Genomic DNA, 23,464 nt, shown 5'->3' on the forward strand with positions numbered 1-23,464 from the left:
CTGAATGGCCGCTTTGCCGGACACGGCGTTTCACACCGCCCTCATTGTAAGCGGACACTTTTGTCCGGATCATATGCGCATGACCTCGATCCGTTCCGATGCCGCCGCGCGTCGCGCCCAGCTGTTGGACGCGGCCGATGCCGTGTTCGGCGAACACGGCATCACCGCCCCGCTGGACCTGGTGGTGGAACGTGCCGGCGTCGGCCGCGCCACGCTGTACCGCAACTTCCCCGACCGCGCCGCGCTGATCGAGGCGCTGCTCCAGCGCACGGTCGAGAAGATCCGGGCGCACGTGGCCGAACTGGGCGAGCGCGACGATGCCCTGTTCGAACTGATCGGCGGCATGGCCCGGCGCATCGTGCATTCGCCGGCGCTGGCCGATTACTGGCGCGCCGTGGACCAGAACGACCCGCCGATCCGCGCCGCCCGCCAGCGGGTGCTGAAGCTGATGGAGCCGGCCCTGCTGCGCGCGCGCGCCGCCGGGCTGTGCCGGGCCGACCTGGAACTGGCCGACCTGTCGCTGGTTTCGAGCATGCTCGGCGCCGCGCTGCGCGGACGCACCCGCGCCGACCGCGCCCGCCTCGCCACGCGCGCGCTGCAGTTGCTGCGCCCTGGCCTGGCCGCATCCGCCGGAGCGGACACATGAAGCCGCTCAAGCCGATTCCCGACTGGGAGGAGCACGAAAAACCCACCCTGCCCGGCTCCGCGTCGATGCCCTGGCACCCGCCGCACCGGCGTGCGGCCTACGCGGCGGTGGCGGTGCTGGTGGCGATCACCGGCGGCCTCGGCAATGCGCTGCTCAGCGCCAACCTGCCGTGGATCCAGGGGCAGATGGGCCTGCAGCCGACCGAGGCCAATTGGCTGGTGGCGGCCTACATGATGGTCAACGTCACCGCCAACCTGCTGGTGTTCAAATTCCGCCAGGAATACGGCATCCGCCTGTTCGCCGAACTCGGCCTGGGCGTCTACGCCGCGCTGGCGGTGCTGCACCTGGCCGTGGGCGGGCTGACGACCACCATGCTGGTGCGCGCGGCCAGCGGTTTCGCCGGCGCGGCCTGCACCACGCTGGGCACGCTGTACATGCTGCAGGCGCTGCCGAGGAAGTACGTAGGCAACCTGCTCGTGGTCGGCATGAGCCTGTCGCAGCTGGCGGTGCCGCTGGCATGGCTGGTCTCGCCCGGCCTGCTCGACCACGGCGAGTGGCACAACCTGTATCTGTTCGAGGCCGGGCTGGCGCTGTGCGCGTTCGCCGCGGTGGTGATCCTCAAGCTGCCGCCGGGCATCCAGATCAAGGTGTTCGAGCCGCTGGACTTCGTCACCTTCGCCATCCTCGCGCCGGCGCTGGCGATGCTGGTCATCGTGCTCAGCCAGGGCTACCTGCACTGGTGGTTCGACACGCCGTGGCTGGGCTGGCTGCTGGCCGCGGCGACGGTATTGATCCTGGTGGCGTTCCTGATCGAGCACTACCGCCGCAACCCGCTGCTGCAGATCCGCTGGCTGATGGGGCCGACGATGCTGCGCTTCATCGCCGGCGCGTTCCTGATCCGCTTCCTGACCAACGAGCAGTCCTACGGCATGGTCACGATGATGCGCACGCTGGGCATGGGGCCGGACCAGATGGCGCCGCTGTTCGCGGTGATCCTGCTCGGCGTGCTGGTCGGCATCGCCGCCGGCGCGCTGACCTTCGGGCCGAAGGCACTGATCCCGCAGCTGCTGGCCTCGATCATCCTGCTCGGCAGTGCCGCCTTCCTCGACCAGCACCGCACCAGCCTGGACCGGCCGATGGATTTCGCGCTGAGCCAGTTCCTGGCGGCAGTCGGCAGCGGCATGTTCATGGGCCCGCTGATGCTGATGGGCATCCGCCAGGCCATGGCGCGCGGGCTGGACCACATCGTGTCCTTCATCGTGGTGCTGTCGCTGACCCAGACCTTCGGCGGCCTGGCCGGTTCGGCGCTGCTGGGCAGCTACCAGCTGCACCGCGAGCATGTGTATTCCAGCCAGCTGGTCAGCCAGCTGGACCCGGCCGACCCGGTCGTCGCCCAGCGCCTGCGCGTGCAGCAGCAGGGCTACGCCCGCCTGGTCACCGACCCGGTACAACGCCAGGCGCAGGCCGCCGCGGCGCTGGCGCAGGCCGCCAGACGCGAGGCCAACGTGCGCGCCTTCAACGACGTGTTCGCGCTGAGCGGCTGGCTGGCGATCGGCTTCCTCAGCTGGCTGCTGCTGGAAGTGCTGTTCCGCAATCCCACCGTAAAAAAGGCGATACGGCCGGCCGCGGCCGCCACGCCCTCCAGATGAAGCAGACGACATGAGCGACAAACAGGAAAACCCCGGCAACCCCGACGAGCCGATCACCGACGCCAGCGATGGCGAGGCGGCCGCGGCGTCGGCGCCGGTCTCCAAATACAACACGCCCAGCCGTACCAGCGTGGTGGTGATGGTGGTCATCGCCCTGGTCGGGCTGACCCTGATCCTGCGCGCCTGGCAGCTGTGGCCGTTCAACAGCAGCCACATGCATACCGATGATGCCTATGTGCGCGGGCAGGTCACGGTGCTGGCGCCGCAGGTCAGCGGCTACGTCACCGAGGTGCTGGTGAAGGACTTCGACCATGTGACGCAGGGCCAGCCACTGCTGCGCATCGACGAGCGCACCTACCGGCAGAAGGTCGACCAGGCCGAGGCGGCGCTGGCCGATGCGCGCGCACAGCTGGCCAATTCCGACCAGAGCCAGGCGCAGAACCGTGCGCAGATCGCCTCCGCGCGCGCCAACCTGTCGGCCGGCCAGGCCGAGCAGCAGCGCAGCCGCACCGAACTGCAGCGCTATGAAACACTGGCCGCGCAGCAACTGGTGTCCAGCAGCGACCGCGACAAGCTGCGCGCAGGCGCGCAGGCAGCCAGCGCGGGCGTGGCGCAATCGCAGGCGGCCATCCGCATCGCCGAGGAAAACCTCACCGCTACGCGCGTCGCGCGCCAGGGACTGGAAGCCAAGGTAGCCAGCGCCGAGGCCGCGCTGGAACTGGCGCGGATCGACCTGGACAACACCGTCATCCGCGCCCCGCGCGACGGCCAGCTGTCCGAGGCCTCGGTGCGGCTGGGCCAATACGTCACCGCCGGCACCCAATTGCTGTTCCTGGTGCCGGACAGCCTGTGGATCGTGGCCAACTTCAAGGAAGGACAGACCTGGAAGATGGCCATCGGCCAGCCGGCGACCTTCAGCGTCGACGCCTTCCAGGGCCAGCGCCTGCGCGGCCATGTCGAGCAGATCGCGCCGGCCACCGGCTCGGAATTCGCCGTGCTCAAGCCGGACAACGCCAGCGGCAACTTCACCAAGGTCGTACAGCGCCTGCCCATCCGCATCGCCATCGACCCCGGCCAGCCGCTGGCCGCACGCCTGCGCCCCGGCATGTCGGTGGTGGTGGAAGTGGATACGGCCGTCGCGCCACGGCCCTGAGCGGGCCGCGTTGCCCCCATCCAGCGGGACCCCGCGGCGCAATCACTTTCCGCATGCCGCCGGCGCGCTAGGCTGCGGCATCTTCGGCGGCTGCGGAGCGCGCGCATGAAACTGTTGTTGGCCCTGCCGATCCTGGCGGCACTCCATGGCACCGCCGAGGCGGCGGACACGCTTTACACGGGCGGGCCGATCGTCACCCTGGACGACCGGCAGCCGCAGGCCGAAGCGGTGGTCGTGCGCGGTGGCGACATCGCCTTCGTCGGCACGCGCAAGGCTGCGCTTGCCTTCAGCCCCGGCGCGCGCCAGGTGGACCTGCAAGGCCACACCCTGGTGCCCGGCTTCATCGACAGCCACGGGCATGTCTCCGGTGTCGGCCTGCAGGCGCTGTCGGCCAACCTGCTGCCCGCGCCCGATGGCGAAGGCAACTCGATTCCCGCGCTGCAGGACATCATGCGCAGGTTCCGCGCCGCGGCCACCGTACCCGGCGGCTACAAGGTGCTGATCGGCTTCGGCTACGACGAATCGCAGCTGGCGGAAAAGCGCGCGCCGACGCGTACCGAACTGGACGCCATCGCCACCGACATCCCGGTGGTCCTGATCCACCAGTCCGGGCACCTGGGTGCCTACAACAGCAAGGCGCTGGAACAGGCCGGCATCGGCGCCGACACGCCCGATCCCGAAGGCGGAGTGATCCGCCGCGAACCCGGCAGCCGCGTTCCCGACGGCGTATTGGAGGAAAGCGCGCACAACCTCGCGCTCGCGCGGCTGATGCCCGCGCTCACGCCCGCGCAGGCGATGGCCATGCTCGAGGCCGGCCAGGCGCTCTACATGAAATACGGCTACACCACCGCGCAGGACGGCAAGACCGACGCCGGCACGCTGGCGATGCTGCCGATGGCCGGCAAGGCGGGAAAGCTGAAGATCGACGTCGTCGCCTACCCCGACATCCAGGTGGCGCTGGACAACCCGGCGATGCGCGGCCCCTATTACGGCCCGGACTACATCGACCACTTCCGCATCGGCGGGGTGAAGATCAGCCTGGACGGTTCGCCGCAGGGCAAGACCGCCTGGCTGACCCAGCCCTATTACAAGGCGCCCGCGGGCGAGAAGGCGGATTACGCCGGCTACCCCGCCTACAGCGACGCGCAGGCCGACGCGCTGATCGGCAAGGCCTGGGACAACGGCTGGCAGGTGCTGGCGCATGCCAACGGCGACGCCGCCATCGACCAGTTCATCCATGCCGTGGCCGCCGCCGAGGCCGCGCATCCGGGCAAGCGCCTGATGCCGGTACTGATCCACGGCCAGACCCTGCGCCGCGACCAGGTGGGCGAACTGCGCCGGCTCGGCATCTTCCCCTCGCTGTTCCCGATGCACACCTATTACTGGGGCGATTGGCACCGCGATTCGGTGCTCGGCCCGGAGCGCGCGGAGAACATTTCGCCCACGCGCTGGGTGCTGGACGCGGGCATGGTGTTCACCTCGCACCACGACGCACCGGTGGTGTTCCCCGATGCGATGCGCGTGCTCGATGCCACCGTCAACCGCACCACCCGCAGCGGCCGCGTGCTCGGTCCGGCGCAGCGGGTGACGCCCGAACAGGCGCTCAAATCCATCACCCTGTGGGCCGCGCGGCAGTATTCGGAAGAAGCCCGCAAAGGCTCGATCGAAACCGGCAAGCGCGCCGACCTGGTGGTGCTCTCGGACAATCCGCTGACCATCGCGCCGGCCGAGCTGCACACCATCAAGGTGCTGCAGACCATCAAGGACGGCAACGTCGTCTACCGCGCCGAAGCGTCGACGAAGTAACGCCGCAGGTCGGCGATTGACACCTGCCGGCGAGCGGGAACATCAGACCTGCGATCCCCGCTTCGCCATGAAGGTGGCCACCAGCGCCGCCAGCCCCCGGAAGGCGGTCGCCGCGATCAGCAGGGATTGCGGGTAATCGAACAGGCTCCGGCCGACCGGAGCGGCGCCGCGCAGGCCGAGGCACGAATCGGAAAACACGACGAAGCAGGCGATCCGCAACGCCACGTCAGCGGCCATCCAACCCCACGGCGCGCGCAGGCTCCGCGGGGAAATCCTCCAGGCCTCACCCGATGCCTGCGGCGCGCCATGCCCGCAGCGCCCGGCCTTCGCTCACCCGGCGCAGTCAGCGCACAGGCCATGCACTTCCAGCGTCTGCGCCTGCGGCTTGAAGCCCAGTTCGCGGGCGCGGGTTTCGAGCTGGCGGACAATGTCGCGGTCTTCCAATTCCACCGCGCTGTGGCAGCGATCGCAGATCAGGAACGGCACCGAATGCTGGTTGCTGCTGGGGTGGTGGCAGGCGACGAAGGAATTGACCGAGGACAGCTTGTGCACAAAACCATTGGCCATCAGGAAATCCAGCGCGCGATACACCGTGGGCGGGGCGTCGGCACCGACGCCCTTGCCCTCGCGCACCCAGTCCAGCAGTTCGTAGGCCTTGACCGGCTTGCCGGCCTCTGCGATCAGCCGCAGCACGTTGGCGCGGATCGGCGTGAGCCGCAGCCCGCGCTCGCGGCACACCCGTTCGACCACCGCGATGAAGCCCGCCGCGTCGTCGACGTGGTGGTGGGGGGCGGTACAGCTGTGCTCGTGCTCGGTCATGTCTGCCTCGACGGAATCAGTCCCTGGGGATCTTGATGAGTGCGGCGTCGATGCGTTTCAAGGCTTCATCGCGGCCGGCCAGGTACACCGTATGCGAAATGTCAGGGCTGACCTGGGTGCCGGTGATGGCCACGCGCAGCGGCTGGGCGACCTTGCCCATGCCGATCTCCAGCGCGGCGGCGGTGTCGTGCAGGGCGACGCCGACGCTCTCTGCGGTCCACTGCGGCAGCGCCGCCAGCAGTTCGCGGGCCTTGCCCAGCGCCACCTCGGCGCCAGCCTTGAAATGCTTGGCCACGGCCGCTTCGTCGTACTCGGTCAACGGCTGATACCAGACCACCGCCTTCTCGGCCATTTCCTTCAGCGTCTGCACGCGCTCGCGCAGGGCGATCACCACGTCCACCGGCGACGGGCCGGCGGCCACGTCCAGGCCCAGCTTTTCCAGCTGGTAGACCAGGTGCGGCACGATGCTGGCCGGCTCCTCGGTCTTCAGAAAATGCTGGTTGACCCAGCCCAGCTTGGCCATGTCCAGGCGCGAGGCCTTGGAATTGCAGTCCTTCACGTCGAACAGGTCGATCAGTTCCTGGCGGCTGAACAGCTCCTGGTCGCCATGCGACCAGCCCAGCCGGGCCAGGTAGCTCAGCAGCGCGTCGGGCAGGTAGCCGGCATCCCTGTACTGCATCACGTCGGCCGCGCCGGTGCGCTTGGACAGCTTGGCGCCCTGCTCGTCCAGGATCATCGGCATGTGGCCGAACTTCGGCACCGGCGCGCCGATGCCTTCGTACAGGTTGATCTGGCGCGGGGTGTTGTTGATGTGGTCGTCGCCGCGGATGACCTCGGTGATGCCCATGTCCCAGTCGTCCACCACCACCGCGAAGTTGTAGGTGGGGTAGCCGTCCGGGCGGAAGATGACCATGTCATCCAGTTCGCTGTTGGCGATCTCGATGCGGCCCTTGATCAGGTCGTCGAACACCACCGTGCCTTCCAGCGGGTTCCTGAAGCGGATGACGCGGTTCGGGTCGTCCTTGAACGGCAGGCCCAGGTCGCGCGCGGCGCCGTTGTAGCGCGGCTTTTCCTGCCGGGCCATCGCGGCCTCGCGCATGGCGTCCAGTTCTTCCTTGGTCTCGTAGGCGTAGTACGCCTTGCCCGATGCGATCAGTTGCTCGGCCACTTCCCTGTACCGGGCGACGCGATCGGTCTGGTAGATCGGGCCTTCGTCGTAGTCCAGGCCCAGCCAGTCCATCGCTTCGAGAATGGCATCAATCGCCGCCTGGGTGCTGCGCTCGCGGTCGGTGTCCTCGATGCGCAGCACGAACTCGCCGCCGCGGTGGCGGGCCTCCAGCCAGCAGTACAGCGCGGTGCGGGCGCCACCGATGTGCAGATAGCCGGTGGGACTGGGGGCGAAGCGGGTGCGGCAGGCCATGACATAACCGATAGATGGAATCGGCCCATTTTACCGCGTATGGCACTGCAAGCCCCTCTCTCTCCGGGAGAGGGGGTGGGGCGAAGCCTTCGCGCTGTCTGGATGCGCCAGGCTTCGCCCGCCCCCTCATCCGGCGCTTCGCGCCACTTTCTCCCGGCGGGAGAAGAAAAGATCAGGGCTTGCGCACCACCAGCTCGCCACGCACCTCGGTGCCGTCGGACAGGCCCAGCTGCAAGGGCACGCGCTGGCCTTCCTGCAGGGGGCCGGCGCCGTCCATCAGCATCAGGTGCAGGCCACCGGGCTTGAGCTCGACGCCCTTCCCGGCCGCCACCGGCAGGCGTTCGATCTCGCGCATGCGGCTGACGCCATCGACCAGGGTGGTCTCGTGCAGGGACACATCCTTGAACGCCGCGCTGCGCACCGAAGTCACCGCCACGTCCGCCTTGCAGGCGTTGTCGATGCGGCCGAAGCCGCCGGCCATATGCGCCATCGCCGGGAAGCGGATCCAGCCCTCGCTCAGGCGCACGCAGGTGGATTCGGCCGCCTGCGCGGTAACGGTGGCCACGAAGCTCGCAGCCACCAACAGTACGCACGCGAATGGTTTGGTTATCATCGGACCCTCGACTCCCTGCCGTAATTCGAGGCCGCAGCATGACAACGCTCATCGACACGATCAACCACGGCCCCATCCGCGAACTGCGGCTGGCGCGGCCGCCGGTCAACGCGCTGGATACCGAACTGTGCCGCGCGCTCATCGCTGCGATGAACCAGGCCATGGCCGATGACGTGCAGGGCGTGGTGCTGTCCGGCAGCGAGCGCGTCTTCACCGGCGGCATGGACGTACCCTGCCTGCTGCGCCATGGCGAAGACCGGCAGCGGCTGATGGACAGCTGGCAGGCCTTCTTCGGCGCGGCGCGCACGCTGGCCGAAAGCCGTATCCCCGTCGTGGCCGCGCTGACCGGGCATTCCCCGGCCGGCGGCTGCGTGCTGGCGCTGTGCTGCGATTACCGGGTGATGGCGCGCAGCGTCGATCCGGCCAAACCCTATGTGATAGGGCTGAACGAGGTGCAGGTCGGCCTGGTCGCGCCCGAAGGCATCCAGCGGCTGATGCGGCGCGTGGTCGGCACGCACCGCGCCGGCGTACTGCTGGCCGGCGGGCAACTGGTCAGCGCCGAGCGCGCGCTGGAGATCGGGCTGGTGGACGAACTGGCCGACGGCGCCGCCGCCGTGGCCGCGCAGGCCATCGCCTGGCTGCAGGCGCAGTTGAAACTGCCGCGCCAGCCGATGTTGCTGACCCGCGCCATCGCCCGTGCCGACCTGCACGAGGCGATGCAGCCGCAGCACATCCAGCTGGAGCGCTTCGTCGAGGCCTGGTACTCGCCCGATGCGCAGGCCGCACTGCAGGCGCTGGCGGCGAAGCTGGGCAAAGCCTGAGGCTTCGGCGACGAACCTGCGCGGGAGCGGCGTGAGCGCGACGGGACCTGTCCGGGAAAGCCTCGCCGCGATTGAGGCCGCCCCTGCAACGGCGGCAGGACGGCATCGGCGGCACGGGCTGCACCGCATGGCCGCCCGGCCCCGCCCGCTATAATCGCGGCCTGTCGAAACCCAGGCCCGCCGTCTTGTCCTCCAACGCCGACCCCGTGGTACCCGAACTGATCGACCTGCTGTCGCTGGAGCGGCTGGAGGACAACCTGTTCCGGGGCCAGAGCCGCGACATCGGCACCAAGTACGTGTTCGGCGGGCAGGTGCTGGGCCAGGCGCTGGCCGCCGCCCAGGCCACCATCGGCAACGGCCGCCACGTGCACTCGCTGCACGCCTACTTCCTGCGCGCCGGCAACATCGACCACCCGATCATCTACGACGTGGACCGCACCCGCGACGGCGGCAGCTTCTCGGTGCGACGGGTCACCGCGATCCAGCACGGCAAGGTGATCTTCTTCTGCGCGGCCTCGTTCCAGCAGGCCGAACACGGCGCCGAGCACCAGCACAAGATGCCTGAAGTGCCGCAGCCGGAAGACATCGAACCCAACCGCCCGCTGCCGCCGGAGGTGCTGGAGCGCCTGCCGGTGAAGGTACAGCGCTGGCTCTCGCGCGGCGGCCCGTTCGAGTTCCGCCATGTATACCCGCGCGATGAACTCAACCCGCCCAAGCGCCCGCCCTACCACCAGGTGTGGATGCGCCTGAACGAACGCGTCGGCGACGCGCCGGAACTGCACCAGGCGCTGCTCGCCTACGCCTCGGATTTCCACCTGCTGGGCACCGCCACCTTCCCGCACGGCATCAGCTACTACCAGCCGCACGTGCAGATGGCCTCGCTCGACCATGCCATCTGGTTCCACCGCCCGTTCCGCGTGGACGACTGGCTGCTGTACTCGCTCGACAGCCCCAGCGCGCAGGATGCGCGCGGCCTGGCGCGCGGCCAGTTCTTCACCCGCGAAGGCGTGCTGGTGGCCAGCACCGCGCAGGAAGGACTGATCCGCGTAGCGCCGCCGGCCACCGGCGAAGGCGGCGGAGAGTAAGCATGCGCAAGATCTTCACCAGCCAGCGCGTGGAGAACGCCGAAGGCGTGGCCAACATGCTGCGCGAAGCCGGCATCGAAGTACGCCTGACCAACGGTCGTTCGTACCACAGCAAGCGCCGTGGCCAATTCAGCTACCTGGACAGGAAGAACGACGCGCAGCTGCCGACGGTCTGGGTGGTACGCGCCGACGACCAGCCGCGCGCCCGCGAGATCCTGCGCGACGCGCGCCTGCTCGATACCACCCGCCGCGACCATCCGGTCGCCGAGTACGCCTTCCGCGACGCGCCGGCGCAGTCCAACAGCCGCGGCTGGGCCTGGCGCATCCGCATCGCGCTGCTGCTGGTGATCGCCGGCGTGGCGCTGGTGGTCGTGCTGCGCCATCGCGGCACACAGGTACCGCCCCCCGTACCGGCTCCGCAGGTGCAACCGGCGCCGGGCCAGGACGGCGAGGACGGCTTCCGCGTGCGCATCCAGCCCCGCGATCCCGCGCCCGCCCCGGCTCCGCCGCCGACACCCTGATCCGCAACGTGGCGGTCACATCGGCCGGCGGCCTCCGTCCTGCCCTGCAGACCAACGGGAGCCGCCCATGACCGCCACCACGCTCGAATCCCTGCTCCATCACGAACTGCCCGCCGCCCGCGGCGGCTGCGCGCAGTCCTATGGGCGCATCGTGGTCGCCTGCCAGAACACGGTGACCGCGATCGCCCTGGCCATCACCCGCGACGTGCAGGCCAGCGAGGACATCGCCCAGGAAGCCTTCATCAAGGCCTGGCAGCAGCTCAACCAGCTCAACAACGCGGCCAGCTTCCTGCCCTGGCTGCGGCAGATCACCCGCAACCTGGCCCGCGACTGGCTGCGCGCCAACCGCAACCGCCCGCTCAGCGGCGAAGCGGCGGAGATCGCCATCGGCATGGCCGCCGACCCCACGCCCGGCGCCGCCGAGGCGATGGCGCGCGTGGAAGAGGAGCTGGCCGCCGAGGAAATCATCTCCGCCCTGCCCGAGGACAGCCGCGAGGCGCTGCTGCTGTTCTACCGCGAAGGGCAGAGCTCGCAGCAGGTCGCCGCCCTGCTGGGCCTGAGCGACGCGGCGGTGCGCAAGCGCCTGTCGCGCGCCCGCGCCACCGTGCGCGAGGAGATGCTGAGCCGCTTCGGCGAATTCGCGCGCAGCAGTGCGCCAGGCACCGCGTTCGCCGCGGCGATCGGCTCGCTGTTGATGGTGGCCGCACCGGGCACCGCCAGCGCGGTGGTGATCGGCAGCAGCGCCGGCCTGGCCGGCGCCGGCAAGCTGGGTGCCGGCAGCATGGGCGCCGCCGTCAGCGGTGGCGCGGCCGGCGGCTCGCTGGGCATGCTCGCCAACACGCTGATGGCCGACGGCTTCCATCTCGGGCTGGTGCTGGGCGCCACCATCGGCGGCACCGCCGCGGCCTGGCTGGGCGGGCTGTACCTGCTGCGCTACGCCGAATCGGCCGGCGAACGCGCCCAGGTGCAGCGCTTCATGCGCCTGCATACCGCCACCGCCGCCGTTTTCTGCGGCAGCACGCTGCTGGCGGTGGTCCTGCGTGTGGGGCTGGTCGCGTCCCTGGCGACGCTGGCGCTGGGCATGTGCGCGATCAACTACCAGTATCTGGTGACGCTGCCGCGGATCATGGGGCCGATGCTCGCCCGCGACGCCGCCCGCCACGGACGCAGCGGCCCCAGCCGCGTTTACAACAGCCTGTTCGGCCGCAGCGCGGTGGTCGCAACCAGCGCGCTGGCCATCGCCGCGGTGCTGTTCGTGCTGCTCAAACGCTGAAAGCGCCCCTCCTGCCGCGGGTCCAGTGGACGAAAAAGCAACGCCCCGCCAGCCGGCGGGGCGTTCTTTCATCGACGAGGGTCGCGGTTACTTCGCCGCCGGTGACGGCATCGGGCGCGGCCCGTGCGATCCCATCTTGGCGCGCGCGGCCTCCAGTTCGGCCGGGCTCAGCTTGCCGTCCTTGTCGGTGTCGGCATTGCGGAACCACTCCTCGCGGCGCTGCTTGGCCCGCGCCTCGCGGTCGGCCTGGTCGATGAAGCCGTCCTTGTTGACGTCCATGCGCTCGAAGAAAGCCTGGTACTCGGCGGCGCTGACGCGGCCGTCGTGGTTGCTGTCCATCGCCCGCAGGAAGCCCTGGCCGCCATGCCCGCGATGGTGACGGCCCATGCCGCGGTGGCCATCGCCGCCACGGGCATGCCAGCGCGGCATCTCGTCGCGCGACAGCTTGCCGTCCTTGTTCTTGTCCAGTTCGTCGAAACGCTGCGCCAGGCGCGGGTTGGCGGCGGCTTCCTGGCGGTCGATCACGCCATCGCCATTGGAATCCAGCCGCGCCGGGGCCGGCTTCTGCGCCGGTGCAGGCGCGGTGGCGGCCAAGGCGACGCCGGTGGCGGAGGCGGCCATCAGCACGGCCAGCAGGATCAGGGGTTTGCGGTGGGTCATGGGTCTGGCTCCAGTGGTGGATGATCGGGCGCATCGCTGCGCCTTGGTGACATCAACGCGCCAGCACCCGGCGCGTTGACCGCCTGCCGGACACATTCATCGGGCGGACAGCCGCAGGTGCCGGCGAACGCCCCCGTCAGCCGGTTCGGGGCCGGAGCGGATGCGTCGTGCCGCCAGCGATCCTGCGGGGCCCGCAGGCGCACGATCTGAGAACGCGTGCCGCTATGCTTGCCGCCATGGCTTTGCACGGCGACTCCAACGAAGAACTGCGCCTGTTCCAGACCGGCGAACACCCGTGCGGCTATTTCCCCGAGCGGCGCGCGCGCGATCTCGTGCTCGACCCGCAGGACAGCCGGCTCGGCGAGCTGTACCCGATGGCGTTGGGCTGGGGCTTCCGCCGCTCCGGCGACCTGGTCTACCGGCCGCATTGCCAGCAGTGCCGCGCCTGCGTACCGGTACGGGTGCCGGTGGAGCGCTTCACGCCCGACCGCAGCCAGCGCCGCTGCCTGGCACGCAACGCCGGCCTGGAATGCCGCGTACTGCCGGCCGAGCGCACCGACGAGCAGTTCGCGCTGTACCGGCGCTACCTCGCCGCGCGCCATGCCAAGGGCGGCATGGACGACCACGGCCCGCACGAGTTCGATCAGTTCCTGATCGGCGGCTGGTCGCACGGACGTTTCCTCGAGATCCGCACCCCGGGCCGCGACGGCCAGCGCGGGCGGCTGCTGGGCGTCGCCGTCACCGATGTCACCCGGTTGGGGTTGTCGGCGGTCTACACGTTCTTCGATCCCGACGAGCGCGCGCGCGGCCTGGGCACCTACGCGATCCTGCAGCAGATCGACTGGGCACGACGCGCCGGCCTGCCCCATCTGTACCTGGGCTACTGGATCGATGGCCACCGCAAGATGGACTACAAGCGCCGCTACCGGCCGCTGGAATGTTTCGATGGCCGGCACTGGCGGGAAGACGCCGGGTAATGCCGGCCGCCCCGGGAAGCCCCCCCCCGGAGCGATTTCTGCACCGCCCGGCAATAGGCCGGGGCACCGCCACGGACGGCGGCGACGGATCATTGCCGGCGCTACCTGAAGTCCCTGCATCGGCTGCCGACCCGCTGCAATGCCGGTTTCATCGACGCAGTGCGAGAATGCCGCCATGAACAGATACTTCCTGCCCCTGGCCCTGACGATGCTCTGCGCCGCCTGCACCAGCACCGCCCCCGCCACCCCGGACACGCCCGCGGCCACCGCGCAGCTGCGGCTGGCGACCTACAACACCTCGCTGTATTCGGACGACGCCGGCGGCCTGATCCGCGAGCTGGAAGGCGACAGTCCCCACGCGCGCAAGATCGCCGCGGTGCTGCAGCGGATCCGCCCGGACCTGGTGCTGCTCAACGAATTCGATTTCGACGACGCCCATCGCGCCGCCGACCTGTTCCAGCAGCGTTATCTGGAAGCGCCGCAGGCCGGCGGCGGCGACGCGCTGCGCTATCCCTACCGTTACCTTGCCCCGGTCAATACCGGCGTGCCCAGCGGGCTGGACCTGGACAACAACGGCACGGTCGGCGGCCAGGGCCGCGAGCGCGGCAACGACGCCTGGGGCTACGGCCTGCACCCGGGCCAGTACGGCATGCTGGTGCTGTCCAGGTATCCGATCGACACCGCGGCCGTGCGCAGCTTCCAGATGCTGAAGTGGAGCGCGATGCCCGGCGCGATCCGCCCGCTCGACCCGGACACCGGCAAGCCGTTCTGGAACGACGTGGTCTGGTCGCAGCTGCGGCTTTCGTCCAAGTCGCACTGGGACGTGCCGGTGCGCACGCCGCTGGGCACGGTGCACGTGCTGGCCTCGCACCCGACGCCGCCGGTGTTCGACGGCAGGGAAAAGCGCAACGCCGCGCGCAACCACGACGAACTGCGGCTGTGGAAGGAATATCTCGACGGCGGCGACGCGCCATGGCTGTGCGACGACCAGGGCCGCTGCGGCGGATTGGCGGCGGACGCGCGTTTCGTCATCGTCGGCGACCTCAACAACGACCCGGTGGACGGCGATGGCCGCCACGACGCCATCCTCGAACTGCTCGAACACCCGCGCGTGCTGCGCTACCCGACCCCGAGCAGCGTCGGCGGCGAGCAGACCAGCCTGGCCTATGCGGAGAAGGGCATCGTGCGCCGCGGCGCGCCGCAGCATGCCACCGGCGACTTCGGCCCGCGCTCGGGCACGTTGCGGCTGGATTACGTACTGCCCTCTACCGGCTTCAGCCACCTCGGCAGCGGCGTGTTCTGGCCGGCCGAAGGCAGTACGGACGCGAAGATCGCCGACGGCAGCGACCATCATCTGGTGTGGGTGGACGTGCGCTGATCGTCCGCTCGATGCAATGAAAAACGCCGGCGACTGCCGGCGTTTTTCGTTTCGCTGCGGGAGCGCATCTCGGCGCGCGATGCGGCATTGCCGGTAAAGCCGCCTGCGCGGCAAACCACGTATCTACGACCTTCTGCTCGACGTGCCGGGACATTGCCGGAGCGCGCTCGCGCGGTTGCCCCAATCAAAAGCGTCCAGGGCGATCGTGGATGAATCCGCTCCAACAGGCGCAGCTGCTCCGGGAATGCTCCAGCGGGGCCATGCCCCGCTCTACAGGAACGATCGAAGCGCTCCGCAGCGCCCGGCACTGCCCGGCGTGACTTGGCCGGGCATGCTCCAGCAGGGCGGCGCCCCGCCCTACAGGGGCATCAGCGCAGCTCGATGCCGATGGCCGCGGCCGCTTCGCGGGCGATCGCGCGGGCCTGGTCCACGTCCGCCGCGCGCGCCAGGGTGACGCCGACGCGGCGCTGGCCCTGCACCACCGGCTTGCCGAACAGGCGCAGCGCGGTATCCGGCGTGCGCAGCGCGGCATCGACACCGCTGAAGAACGGCACGCCATTGCCCTGCGCCAGCATCGCGCACGACGCCGCCGGACCGTGGCGACGGATGGTCCCGCCGTCGCCAGCACCGACCGGCAGGCCGAGGATGGCGCGCGCGTGCAGCGCGAATTCGCTCAGTTCCTGCGAGGCCAGCGTCACCAGCCCGGTGTCGTGCGGGCGCGGGCTGACTTCGCTGAACCACACTTCGTCGCCCTTCACGAAGAACTCCATGCCGAACACCCCCCAGCCGCCGAGGTCCCCGGCGATGGCGCACGCCACCTCCTGCGCGCGCTCCAGCGCCTTGGCCGACATCGGCTGCGGCTGCCAGCTCTCGCGGTAATCGCCATCCTTCTGCAGGTGGCCGATCGGGTCGCAGAACGAGGTGCCGCCGGCGTGGCGCACGGTCAGCAGGGTGATTTCGTAGTCGAAATCGATGAAGCCTTCGACGATGCAGCGCCCGGCACCGGTGCGGCCACCGGTCTGTGCATAGTCCCAGGCCGGGCCGATGTCGGCGGCGCCGCGCACGGTGCTCTGGCCCTTGCCCGAGGACGACATCACCGGCTTGACCACGCACGGCAAGCCGATGGCGGCTACCGCGTCGCGGTATTCGGCTTCGGTATCGACGAAGCGGTAGGGCGAGGTCGGCACGCCCAGGGTTTCGGCGGCGAGCCGGCGGATGCCTTCGCGGTCCATGGTCAGGCGCGCGGCGCGCGCGGTCGGGATCACCCGCAGGCCCTGCCCGGCCTCCAGCTCCACCAGGGTCTGGGTATGGATGGCCTCGATCTCGGGTACCACCAGGTGCGGCTGTTCGCCTGCGATCACCGCGCGCAGCGCGGCCGGGTCGAGCATGTCGATCACATGGCTGCGGTGCGCGACCTGCATCGCCGGTGCATCCGCATAGCGGTCCACGGCGATCACTTCCACGCCGAAACGCTGCAGTTCGATCGCCACTTCCTTGCCCAGTTCGCCCGAACCGAGCAGCAGAACGCGGGTAGCGGAGGGAGACAGCGGGGTACCGAGCGTCGTCATCGGGCAGGTCCAGGCGAGGAGAAAGGGCCGCACATTCTAGCCATCCGCCCGCAGCCGCCCGGTACTTGCAACCTGATATCAATTTGATATCTTTTCTCCAACCACCACGGAAGACGTGCCATGAAAGAGAAGTCCCTCGGGTCCCTGCCCGGCATCCCCACCCTGCTCGGCTCGCTGGTCCTGATGCTGGCCGGCGTCGCCGCCCTCATCTTCGCGGTGGTGCTCACCAAGTCCGGCAGCGGTGGGGGTGGCGCGATGGCCGGGGGCGGCATCGCGCTCCTGCTCGCCGGGCTGCTCCTCAGCAGCGGCCTGTACATGGTCCAGCCCAACCAGGCCGCGGTGCTGAGCCTGTTCGGCAAGTACGTGGGCACGGTCAAGGACAACGGCCTGCGCTGGAACAACCCCTTCCTGACCAAGAAGAAGGTCAGCCAGCGCGTGCGCAACTTCGAGAGCGGCAAGCTCAAGGTCAACGAGCTGGACGGCTCGCCCATCGAGATCGCCGCGGTGATCGTGTGGCAGGTGGTGGACGCCTCCGAGGCGGTCTACAACGTCGACGACTACGAGAGCTTCGTGCACATCCAGTCCGAATCGGCGCTGCGCGCGATGGCCACCAGCTACCCCTACGACCAGCACGAGGAAGGGCAGCTGTCGCTGCGCAGCCACGCCAGCGAGATCTCCCAGCACCTGAAGGACGAACTGGCCGAGCGCCTGGCCGATGCCGGCGTGCAGGTACTGGACGCGCGCATCAGCCACCTCGCATACGCCCCGGAAATCGCCCAGGCGATGCTGCAGCGGCAGCAGGCCAACGCGGTGATCGCCGCGCGCCAGCGCATCGTCGCCGGCGCGGTGGGCATGGTCGAGATGGCGCTGGCCGAACTGCAGAAGAGCGGCGTGGTGCAGCTGGACGAAGAACGCAAGGCGCAGATGGTCGGCAACCTGCTCACCGTGCTGTGCTCGGACCGCGGCACCCAGCCGGTGGTCAATACCGGTTCGCTGTATTGAAGGCAACGCAATGAATGACGTGATCGCCCCGCTGATTCTTGCCGCCACCGGCCTGCCGGCGCTGTTCATCGCCGCATGGAGCGGCCGTGGCGGCAGCGCCCACGCGCGCGGTACCGGCCTGCGCTGGGCGCTGATCGCGCTGTGCGCCTTCATCGCCGCCATTGCGCTGTATTTCTTCGGCGGCCACCGCGGCGCCGCGATGGCCATCGGCATCGGCTTCGCCGTGGCAGCCAACGTACTGGTGGTGTCGATGGTGCTGCACCTGCGCCGCGGCGATACCGGAGCGGCACGAAAGTGAGCGAGAAAAAGGCCTATCCGCTGCGCATCAACGCCGACGTCCTGGCGGCGGCGCAGCGCTGGGCCGACGACGAACTGCGCAGCCTCAACGCGCAGATCGAGTACGTGATACGCGACGCCCTGCGCAAGGCCGGGCGGCTCCCCGCACCGAAGAACGAGTCCAACGAGGAAGAACCATGAACAAGCAATGGAAGTATCTCGTCGTCGAACTGAAGACCAGCCTGATGGGTGGCTTCAAGATGGAAACGCTGCAGGAAGAACTGGACAAGCAGGGCCGGCTCGGCTGGGAACTGGTCAACGTGGTGCATTCCATGCCCGGCTATTCCTCGCCGACCCTGCTGTTCAAGAGGGAAGCCTGAGATGAAGCGCCTGCTGGCATGGATCGCAGGCATGGCGATCGCAGTCTCGGCCACCGCATCCGCCGCCGAGGCCCCCGCCGCGCTGGCCATGCGCCTGCTCGACCAGCTCGACGCGGGCCAGTATGAAGCGGCCGAGGCCTCGTTCTCGCCGCAGATGAAGGCCGCGGTGCCCGCCGCCAAGCTCAAGGCCGTGTGGGAGTCGCTGCCCGCGCAGATGGGGGCGGCCGGGAAGCGTGGCGCGGCGGAAACCAGCCAGGCCGATGGCTTCCGCATCGTCGTCATTCCGCTGGAATACGCGCACGGCGGCCTGCTGGCGCGGGTGGTGCTGGACCAGGACGACCGCATCGCCGGCTTCCTGGTGCAGCCGGCGCCACCGCCGCCGCCCCCGCCGGTCACCGATGCCGGCGTCATCGAACAGGCCGTCACCCTGCCCGCGCCGGTCTCGGGCAAGCCCGGGCTGCCGTGCACGCTGACCCTGCCCAAGGGCAAGGGCCCGTTCCCGGCGGTGGTGCTGGTACATGGATCGGGGCCGCAGGACCGCGACGAGACCATCGGCGCCAACCGCCCCTTCCTCGACATCGCGCGCGGCCTCGCCGCGCACGGCATCGCCTCGCTGCGCTACGACAAGCGCACGCAGGCGCGGCCGCAGGATTTCCGCGACGGCATCGGCATCGACGGCGAGACCATCGACGATGCCGTGGCGGCGGTTGCCGCGCTGGCCGGCAATGCCGGCATCGACCATCGGCACATCTACGTTCTTGGCCACAGCCAGGGCGGGCTGCTCGCCGGCCGCATCGCCGGGAACAGCCAGGGCAAGGTGGCGGGCCTGATCCTGCTGGCCGCACCCGCGCGCCCGATCCTGGATCTGCTCGGCGAACAGAACCGTTACATGGCCAATCTCGACGGCAGCGTCAGCGCCGAAGAGCAGGCGCACCTGGATGCGCTGGACGCGGCCATCGCCAAGGTCCGCCAGGATCCCGAGGCCAGGCTGCTGGAACTGCCCGGCCGTTACTGGCAGCAACTGGAACAGGTCGATCCCGTGGCCGATGCGCGCGACAGCGGGCTGCCGGTGCTGCTGTTGCAGGGCGGCCGCGACTTCCAGGTGATCGATGCCGACTGGCAGCGCTGGAAGCACGGCCTGCAGGGGCCGCGCTACCGCTTCCACCTCTATCCCGCGCTCAACCATCTCGGCATCGCCGGCGAAGGCAAGGGCACTCCGGACGAATACGGGAAGCCCGGCCATGTCGATGCCACGCTGATCGACGACATCGCCCGCTGGATGAAGGCGCAGCCATGAATCCGCACACGGCGGCGCCGTCGTGGAAGATCGACCTGAAGATGGCCGGCGTGCTCGCGCTGGCCGCGGCGCTGGCTACGGCCGGCCTGTTCCCCTACCTGCTGCAGCTCATGCCGGAAAAGCTGGCGCCCATTCCACTGCCGCTGCCGGCGCTGGTGGCTGCACAGTCGCTGCAGGCGTTCGTGCTGCTTGGCGCGCTGTCGCTGCTGGGCCTGCGCATGGGCCACCGGCTCGGCCTGGGCGCTCCGTTGCTGCGGCGCTGGTGCGGCGGCGACAGCGGCGGCGTGCAGCGCCCTGCGCCGCTGCAGGCCATCCTGCTGGGCGGCGTGTCGGGCGTGGTCGTCCTGCTGTGCACGCAATGGATCGACCCCTGGCTGCCGGCGATGCTCAATCCGCCGCCCCCCATCCCTGCCGGACAGTCGGCGCTCAACGGCCTGCTGGCCTCGTTCTACGGCGGCATCGCCGAAGAACTGCAGCTGCGCCTGTTCCTGATGACGCTGATGCTGTGGGTCGCCACCCGCCTGCGCCGGCGGGTACCCGGCAATGCGGGTTTCCATGTCGCCATCGTGCTGGCCGCCGTACTGTTCGGCGTCGGCCACCTGCCCGCGGCCGCGCAGCTCTGGGGCCTGGATGCCATCGTCGTGCTGCGCACCCTCACCCTGAACGCACTGGTCGGCATCGTCTGCGGCTGGCTGTACTGGCGACGCGGGCTGGAGATGGCGATGCTCGCCCATTTCAGCGCCGACATCGTGCTGCACGTGCTGGCGCCCCTGCTGGGGGCCGGCGCGCCATGACTATTCCGGGAGGAATCCACGCAATGCCGACCGCAACCCAAACACTGAAGGACTACCCCGTCGCCGCGCCCACCGGCATGCCGATGCTGGTCCTGTGGGCAATCCTGCTGGCGGCGATCGGGCTGCCGCTGGCCTTGATGCTCGGCGACAAGGGCGTGGCGTATCTGGCGAGCGCCCGCGCGTGGCTGGGTCCGGCGCTGGTGTCGCTGACCGGCGTGGCGGTGAGCCTGGCCTACCTGCGCCGGCGCATCACGCTCGATGCCGGTGGCCTGACCATCCGCTCCACGTTCTATACCAGGACCGTCGCCCTCGGCTCCCTGCGGCTGGAACGCGCCCGCGTCGTCGACCTGGCCGAACACGGGGGGCTGAAGCCGGCGATCAAGACCAATGGCTACGGCCTGCCCGGCTTCCGCTCGGGCCACTACCGCATGCGCGACGGCAGCAAGGCGTTCTGCCTGATCACCGACAACAGCCGCGTACTGGCGCTGCCGCTGCGCGACGGCAGCCTGGTGCTGCTCAGTCCCGAACAACCGCGGCAGCTGCTGCAGCAACTGGAACAACTGGCCGGTACCGGCCACCGCGATTAAGCTGGCCGCATGCGCCCCGCTCCACGCCTGCTGCTCAACACCCCCGACATCGAACTGTGGCCCGGCGGCCTGCTGCGCGCGCGCAGCAGCCACGACGCGCGCCTGCTCGCGCGCGCGCAGGCGGTGCTGCGCCGCAAGCGCGACGGCCGCTATCTGGCGGCACGGGTGCCGGAAGGGCTGATGCCGATGGTCGAACGCCTGGCCCGTGAACCCGGCATCGAAGCGGCGCTGCGGCGCCTGGACGACCCGCTGCTCCGCCGCGGCCCGCCCGCGGAAACACCGCTGCCGCTGGATCGCCTCAACGAACGCCTGCACCGTCTCGGACTGGACGAAGGCTATGCCGACGCCAGCGGCCTGCCGCTGGTCGCCGAACCTTCCTGCTTGTATTTCGCCGGCCTGGACCGCTATCGCCGCGCCCTGTGGCTGACCCGCGCCGCCGCGCGCGCCTGGCAGCGCCTGCGCGGTGCCGCCGCGGCCGACGGCATCGCGCTGGATGCGATCTCCGGCTACCGCAGCCACGACTACCAGCTGGGCATCTTCGAGCGCAAGCTCGCGCGCGGCCTGAGCGTGGCGGAGATCCTCACCGTCAATGCCGCGCCCGGCTATAGCGAACACCACGGCGGCAACGCGCTGGACATCGGCACGCCCGGCGAACCACCGGCGGAAGAGTCGTTCGAGCGCACCCCCGCCTTCGCCTGGCTGCAGGCACATGCGGACGACTTCGGCTTCCACATGAGCTATCCCCGCGACAATCCGCACGGCATCGTCTACGAGCCCTGGCACTGGTGCCACGCGGCCGGCACCTGAACGCGAACGAGGCCCCGAAGGATCGCAAAACGGTTGCACCCACGCGCAGCCATGGCCGCAGGCAGCGCGGCGCCCCTGCCACGAACGAGCATGAACAAGGACGAGACCATGAGCGATTCCAATCCCTATACGCCGCCCACCACATCCGTCTCCGGGCATGAAGCCCGCCCCGCCGAGCGGCAGATACCGGAAACCATCGCCGCGCCGATCCGCCATGGCTGGATCGCCGCCTGCGTGTCGTGCGCCATGACCCTGCTGGCCACGCTCCTGTCACTGCGCCAGAGCGGCGACAAGGCCGCTTTCAGCGCCTTCAACCTCATCGACGTCGGCCTCATCGCCCTGTTGGCATTCGGCATCCGCAGGCGCAGCCGGAGCGCGGCGACCTTCATGCTGGCCTATTTCGTGCTGTCCAAGGTCCTGATCATGCAGCAGACCGGCCAACCCACCGGCATCGTGTTCGGGCTGGTGTTCGCGATCTTCTACTTCCGCGCCATGACCGCGACCTTCCGCTACCACCGCTTCGTGAAGGAATGGAAGCGCAACCCACCCGTTCCCGGGCCGGCCCTCAGCGAGAACCCGCTCTTTGCGCCTTCCGGGAACAAGCGCGAGCCCTAGCGCGCATCCCGGCCGCATCCGCTTCGTCGCCGCGTCAGTCCTGCGAACGGTTGGTCTTCACGCCGCCGGCCTCCGCGAAATCGGCGATCCGCCACAGGTACAGGCTGGCCCAGGTCCGGTACGGCCCCCAGCGTTCGCCGCGGACCAGCAGTTCGCGCGGCGTCGGCATCGCCGCGCCGCCATCGACCCGCTGCGCGCCCTTGCGGATGCCAAGGTCGTCGACCGGCAGGATGTCGGGCCGGCCGAGCCGGAACATCAGCATCATTTCCACCGTCCAGCGGCCAATGCCGCGGATCGGCACCAGCGCCTCGACGATGGCGTCGTGGTGCATCCACGCCATCTGCCGGGTCGAAGGGATTTCCCCGGCCTGCTCGCGCCGCGCCAGGTCGCGCAGCGCCAGCGCCTTGTTGCCGGAAACGCCACAGGCGCGCAGGCCGGCATCATCGATGCAGCCCAGCGTATCGGCATGCAGGCGCGCACTGCCGATCGCCGCTTCCACCCGCCCGACGATGGTCGAGGCCGCCTTGCCGCTGAGCTGCTGGAACAGGATCGCGCGCGCCAGCGCATCGACCGGATCGAACGGGCGACGCCACCCCGGCGGCACTTCCAGGGGGCCCACGCGCCGGATCCAGCCGGCCAGGCGCCGGTCGCGCCGCTGCAGGTGCGCCAGCGCCTGCTCCACGTCGAAGCCACGCACGTGCCGGGGCATCGGCTCTACCGCTTCAGCGCGCTGAGCGCCAGCAGCACCCAGCCGGCCATCAGCGCGGTACCGCCGGCTGGCGCCAGCCGCGTCGGCCACAACCCCAGCGCGCCGCCGGCCACGCTGCCGGAGAACAACAGCACCCCCAGCAGCAGCACGTACAGCGCCGTGCGCCCGGCCGCGTTCAACGATGCCGGGCCAAGCACCGCGAGCACCGCGCCATGGCCGAAGGCATACAGCGCGGCAGTATCGAGATGGGATTGCGCCAGCGGATCGCTCACCGCATGCGAGGCATAGGCGGACAATCCCACCGCGGCCGCCGCCAGCAAGGCTCCGCAGAACGCCAGCAGCGACGGCTTGCGCACCCTCCGTTCCAGTCCAAGCATCATCATCCCCCGGTTGGTCGGCCGCAGCAGCGCGGCCCATGATCGCCCGGACGCTGATCGCATCGCCCGCCTGTACGCGCGTCCGCTTGTCGCCAGGCAGGGAGGCAACAAAAAACGCGCCGCTGTAGGCGGCGCGTTTTCTGTGCATCACTTCATTGCTTTGCGCGACGGGCCGGTTACTTGACCGACCAGTACACGTTGTAGGTACCGTCGGTGGTGAAGGCCTTGTCC

General features: G+C 69.7%; 27 protein-coding genes. 19 read left to right on the top strand and 8 right to left on the bottom strand.

The annotated features are described in order from the left end of the window. Positions 1 to 79: 79 nt before the first annotated feature. The 4 genes from QMX80_RS01470 to QMX80_RS01485 all read left to right on the top strand — a co-directional run bounded on the left by QMX80_RS01470 (position 80) and on the right by QMX80_RS01485 (position 5,254). On the top strand, positions 80 to 646 hold the full coding sequence (locus QMX80_RS01470; protein ID WP_282274800.1) for a TetR/AcrR family transcriptional regulator: 567 nt from the start codon (positions 80 to 82) through the stop codon (positions 644 to 646). Next, positions 643 to 2,295 carry an MFS transporter gene (locus QMX80_RS01475; protein WP_282274801.1) on the top strand — a complete coding sequence of 551 codons (1,653 nt, stop codon included), beginning with the start codon at positions 643 to 645 and terminating at the stop codon, positions 2,293 to 2,295. The genes QMX80_RS01470 and QMX80_RS01475 overlap by 4 nt, the downstream gene beginning before the upstream one ends. Positions 2,296 to 2,434: 139 nt before the next feature. Beyond that, the gene (locus QMX80_RS01480; protein ID WP_282274838.1) at positions 2,435 to 3,448 is read left to right on the top strand and encodes an HlyD family secretion protein; all 1,014 of its coding nucleotides are present in this window, start codon (positions 2,435 to 2,437) and stop codon (positions 3,446 to 3,448) included. Between the two features lie 105 nt (positions 3,449 to 3,553). Continuing rightward, entirely contained in the window at positions 3,554 to 5,254 is a 1,701-nt protein-coding gene (locus QMX80_RS01485) for an amidohydrolase (protein ID WP_282274802.1), read from the top strand. A 42-nt stretch (positions 5,255 to 5,296) separates the two neighbouring features. Here the strand turns inward: QMX80_RS01485 and QMX80_RS01490 are convergent, their stop codons facing one another. From QMX80_RS01490 to QMX80_RS01505, 4 genes are all read right to left on the bottom strand, one after another. Then, positions 5,297 to 5,491: a hypothetical protein gene (locus QMX80_RS01490; RefSeq protein WP_282274803.1), complete on the bottom strand. Its 195-nt coding sequence runs from the start codon at positions 5,489 to 5,491 to the stop codon at positions 5,297 to 5,299. Between the two features lie 93 nt (positions 5,492 to 5,584). Next, on the bottom strand, positions 5,585 to 6,073 hold the full coding sequence (locus QMX80_RS01495) for a transcriptional repressor (RefSeq protein ID WP_055764398.1): 489 nt from the start codon (positions 6,071 to 6,073) through the stop codon (positions 5,585 to 5,587). A gap of 16 nt (positions 6,074 to 6,089) precedes the next feature. Beyond that, positions 6,090 to 7,493, bottom strand: a complete 1,404-nt coding sequence (gene gltX / locus QMX80_RS01500) for a glutamate--tRNA ligase (RefSeq protein ID WP_282274804.1) — start codon at positions 7,491 to 7,493, stop codon at positions 6,090 to 6,092. A gap of 172 nt (positions 7,494 to 7,665) precedes the next feature. Beyond that, positions 7,666 to 8,106, bottom strand: coding sequence for a copper chaperone PCu(A)C (locus QMX80_RS01505; protein ID WP_282274805.1), 441 nt, complete (start codon positions 8,104 to 8,106; stop codon positions 7,666 to 7,668). A gap of 38 nt (positions 8,107 to 8,144) precedes the next feature. Here QMX80_RS01505 and QMX80_RS01510 point away from each other — a divergent pair, with 38 nt between their 5' ends. From QMX80_RS01510 to QMX80_RS01525, 4 genes are all read left to right on the top strand, one after another. After that, the gene (locus QMX80_RS01510) at positions 8,145 to 8,927 is read left to right on the top strand and encodes an enoyl-CoA hydratase/isomerase family protein (RefSeq protein ID WP_282274806.1); all 783 of its coding nucleotides are present in this window, start codon (positions 8,145 to 8,147) and stop codon (positions 8,925 to 8,927) included. Positions 8,928 to 9,112: 185 nt separating this feature from the next. Beyond that, on the top strand, positions 9,113 to 10,012 hold the full coding sequence (tesB, locus tag QMX80_RS01515; protein ID WP_282274808.1) for an acyl-CoA thioesterase II: 900 nt from the start codon (positions 9,113 to 9,115) through the stop codon (positions 10,010 to 10,012). 2 nt (positions 10,013 to 10,014) lie between these two features. Then, a complete protein-coding gene (locus QMX80_RS01520; RefSeq protein WP_273085061.1) occupies positions 10,015 to 10,533 on the top strand; it encodes a DUF2007 domain-containing protein in 519 nt (172 codons plus the stop codon). A gap of 67 nt (positions 10,534 to 10,600) precedes the next feature. Beyond that, positions 10,601 to 11,806: a sigma-70 family RNA polymerase sigma factor gene (locus QMX80_RS01525; protein WP_282274814.1), complete on the top strand. Its 1,206-nt coding sequence runs from the start codon at positions 10,601 to 10,603 to the stop codon at positions 11,804 to 11,806. A gap of 87 nt (positions 11,807 to 11,893) precedes the next feature. Here the strand turns inward: QMX80_RS01525 and QMX80_RS01530 are convergent, their stop codons facing one another. Beyond that, positions 11,894 to 12,466: an EF-hand domain-containing protein gene (locus QMX80_RS01530; RefSeq protein ID WP_282274816.1), complete on the bottom strand. Its 573-nt coding sequence runs from the start codon at positions 12,464 to 12,466 to the stop codon at positions 11,894 to 11,896. Positions 12,467 to 12,702: 236 nt separating this feature from the next. Between QMX80_RS01530 and QMX80_RS01535 the strand changes: the two genes are divergently transcribed. Together QMX80_RS01535 and QMX80_RS01540 are read left to right on the top strand one after the other, a co-directional pair. Continuing rightward, positions 12,703 to 13,443 carry an arginyltransferase gene (locus QMX80_RS01535; RefSeq protein WP_337956935.1) on the top strand — a complete coding sequence of 247 codons (741 nt, stop codon included), beginning with the start codon at positions 12,703 to 12,705 and terminating at the stop codon, positions 13,441 to 13,443. A 175-nt stretch (positions 13,444 to 13,618) separates the two neighbouring features. Next, a complete protein-coding gene (locus QMX80_RS01540) occupies positions 13,619 to 14,821 on the top strand; it encodes an endonuclease/exonuclease/phosphatase family protein (protein WP_282274820.1) in 1,203 nt (400 codons plus the stop codon). 368 nt (positions 14,822 to 15,189) lie between these two features. Here QMX80_RS01540 and purT read toward each other — a convergent pair whose 3' ends face one another. After that, the gene (purT, locus tag QMX80_RS01545) at positions 15,190 to 16,389 is read right to left on the bottom strand and encodes a formate-dependent phosphoribosylglycinamide formyltransferase (RefSeq protein ID WP_055764379.1); all 1,200 of its coding nucleotides are present in this window, start codon (positions 16,387 to 16,389) and stop codon (positions 15,190 to 15,192) included. A gap of 120 nt (positions 16,390 to 16,509) precedes the next feature. Between purT and QMX80_RS01550 the strand changes: the two genes are divergently transcribed. The 9 genes from QMX80_RS01550 (at position 16,510) to QMX80_RS01590 (ending at position 22,147) form a co-directional block, all read left to right on the top strand. Beyond that, the gene (locus QMX80_RS01550; RefSeq protein ID WP_055764377.1) at positions 16,510 to 17,391 is read left to right on the top strand and encodes an SPFH domain-containing protein; all 882 of its coding nucleotides are present in this window, start codon (positions 16,510 to 16,512) and stop codon (positions 17,389 to 17,391) included. Between the two features lie 10 nt (positions 17,392 to 17,401). Next, positions 17,402 to 17,689, top strand: coding sequence for a hypothetical protein (locus QMX80_RS01555; RefSeq protein ID WP_055764375.1), 288 nt, complete (start codon positions 17,402 to 17,404; stop codon positions 17,687 to 17,689). Beyond that, the gene (locus tag QMX80_RS01560) at positions 17,686 to 17,868 is read left to right on the top strand and encodes a hypothetical protein (RefSeq protein ID WP_055764374.1); all 183 of its coding nucleotides are present in this window, start codon (positions 17,686 to 17,688) and stop codon (positions 17,866 to 17,868) included. Before QMX80_RS01555 ends, QMX80_RS01560 begins: the two co-directional genes overlap by 4 nt. After that, entirely contained in the window at positions 17,865 to 18,047 is a 183-nt protein-coding gene (locus QMX80_RS01565) for a DUF4177 domain-containing protein (protein ID WP_055764372.1), read from the top strand. Before QMX80_RS01560 ends, QMX80_RS01565 begins: the two co-directional genes overlap by 4 nt. Position 18,048: 1 nt before the next feature. Then, a complete protein-coding gene (locus tag QMX80_RS01570; protein WP_282274826.1) occupies positions 18,049 to 19,344 on the top strand; it encodes an alpha/beta fold hydrolase in 1,296 nt (431 codons plus the stop codon). Then, entirely contained in the window at positions 19,341 to 20,138 is a 798-nt protein-coding gene (locus tag QMX80_RS01575) for a CPBP family intramembrane glutamic endopeptidase (RefSeq protein WP_282274828.1), read from the top strand. Before QMX80_RS01570 ends, QMX80_RS01575 begins: the two co-directional genes overlap by 4 nt. Before the next feature lie 23 nt (positions 20,139 to 20,161). Next, positions 20,162 to 20,725 carry a PH domain-containing protein gene (locus QMX80_RS01580; RefSeq protein ID WP_282274831.1) on the top strand — a complete coding sequence of 188 codons (564 nt, stop codon included), beginning with the start codon at positions 20,162 to 20,164 and terminating at the stop codon, positions 20,723 to 20,725. Between the two features lie 9 nt (positions 20,726 to 20,734). Then, positions 20,735 to 21,532: a M15 family metallopeptidase gene (locus QMX80_RS01585; RefSeq protein WP_282274832.1), complete on the top strand. Its 798-nt coding sequence runs from the start codon at positions 20,735 to 20,737 to the stop codon at positions 21,530 to 21,532. A 90-nt stretch (positions 21,533 to 21,622) separates the two neighbouring features. Next, the gene (locus QMX80_RS01590; RefSeq protein ID WP_282274833.1) at positions 21,623 to 22,147 is read left to right on the top strand and encodes a hypothetical protein; all 525 of its coding nucleotides are present in this window, start codon (positions 21,623 to 21,625) and stop codon (positions 22,145 to 22,147) included. Between the two features lie 34 nt (positions 22,148 to 22,181). Here the strand turns inward: QMX80_RS01590 and QMX80_RS01595 are convergent, their stop codons facing one another. Together QMX80_RS01595 and QMX80_RS01600 are read right to left on the bottom strand one after the other, a co-directional pair. Next, positions 22,182 to 22,856 carry a DNA-3-methyladenine glycosylase gene (locus tag QMX80_RS01595; RefSeq protein WP_282274834.1) on the bottom strand — a complete coding sequence of 225 codons (675 nt, stop codon included), beginning with the start codon at positions 22,854 to 22,856 and terminating at the stop codon, positions 22,182 to 22,184. A gap of 5 nt (positions 22,857 to 22,861) precedes the next feature. Beyond that, positions 22,862 to 23,233 carry a DUF423 domain-containing protein gene (locus QMX80_RS01600; RefSeq protein WP_055765332.1) on the bottom strand — a complete coding sequence of 124 codons (372 nt, stop codon included), beginning with the start codon at positions 23,231 to 23,233 and terminating at the stop codon, positions 22,862 to 22,864. Positions 23,234 to 23,464 lie beyond the last annotated feature (231 nt).

Source organism: Stenotrophomonas sp. PS02297 (genome assembly GCF_029959705.1).
In the GTDB taxonomy this organism is placed as follows: Bacteria; Pseudomonadota; Gammaproteobacteria; order Xanthomonadales; family Xanthomonadaceae; genus Stenotrophomonas; species Stenotrophomonas nitritireducens.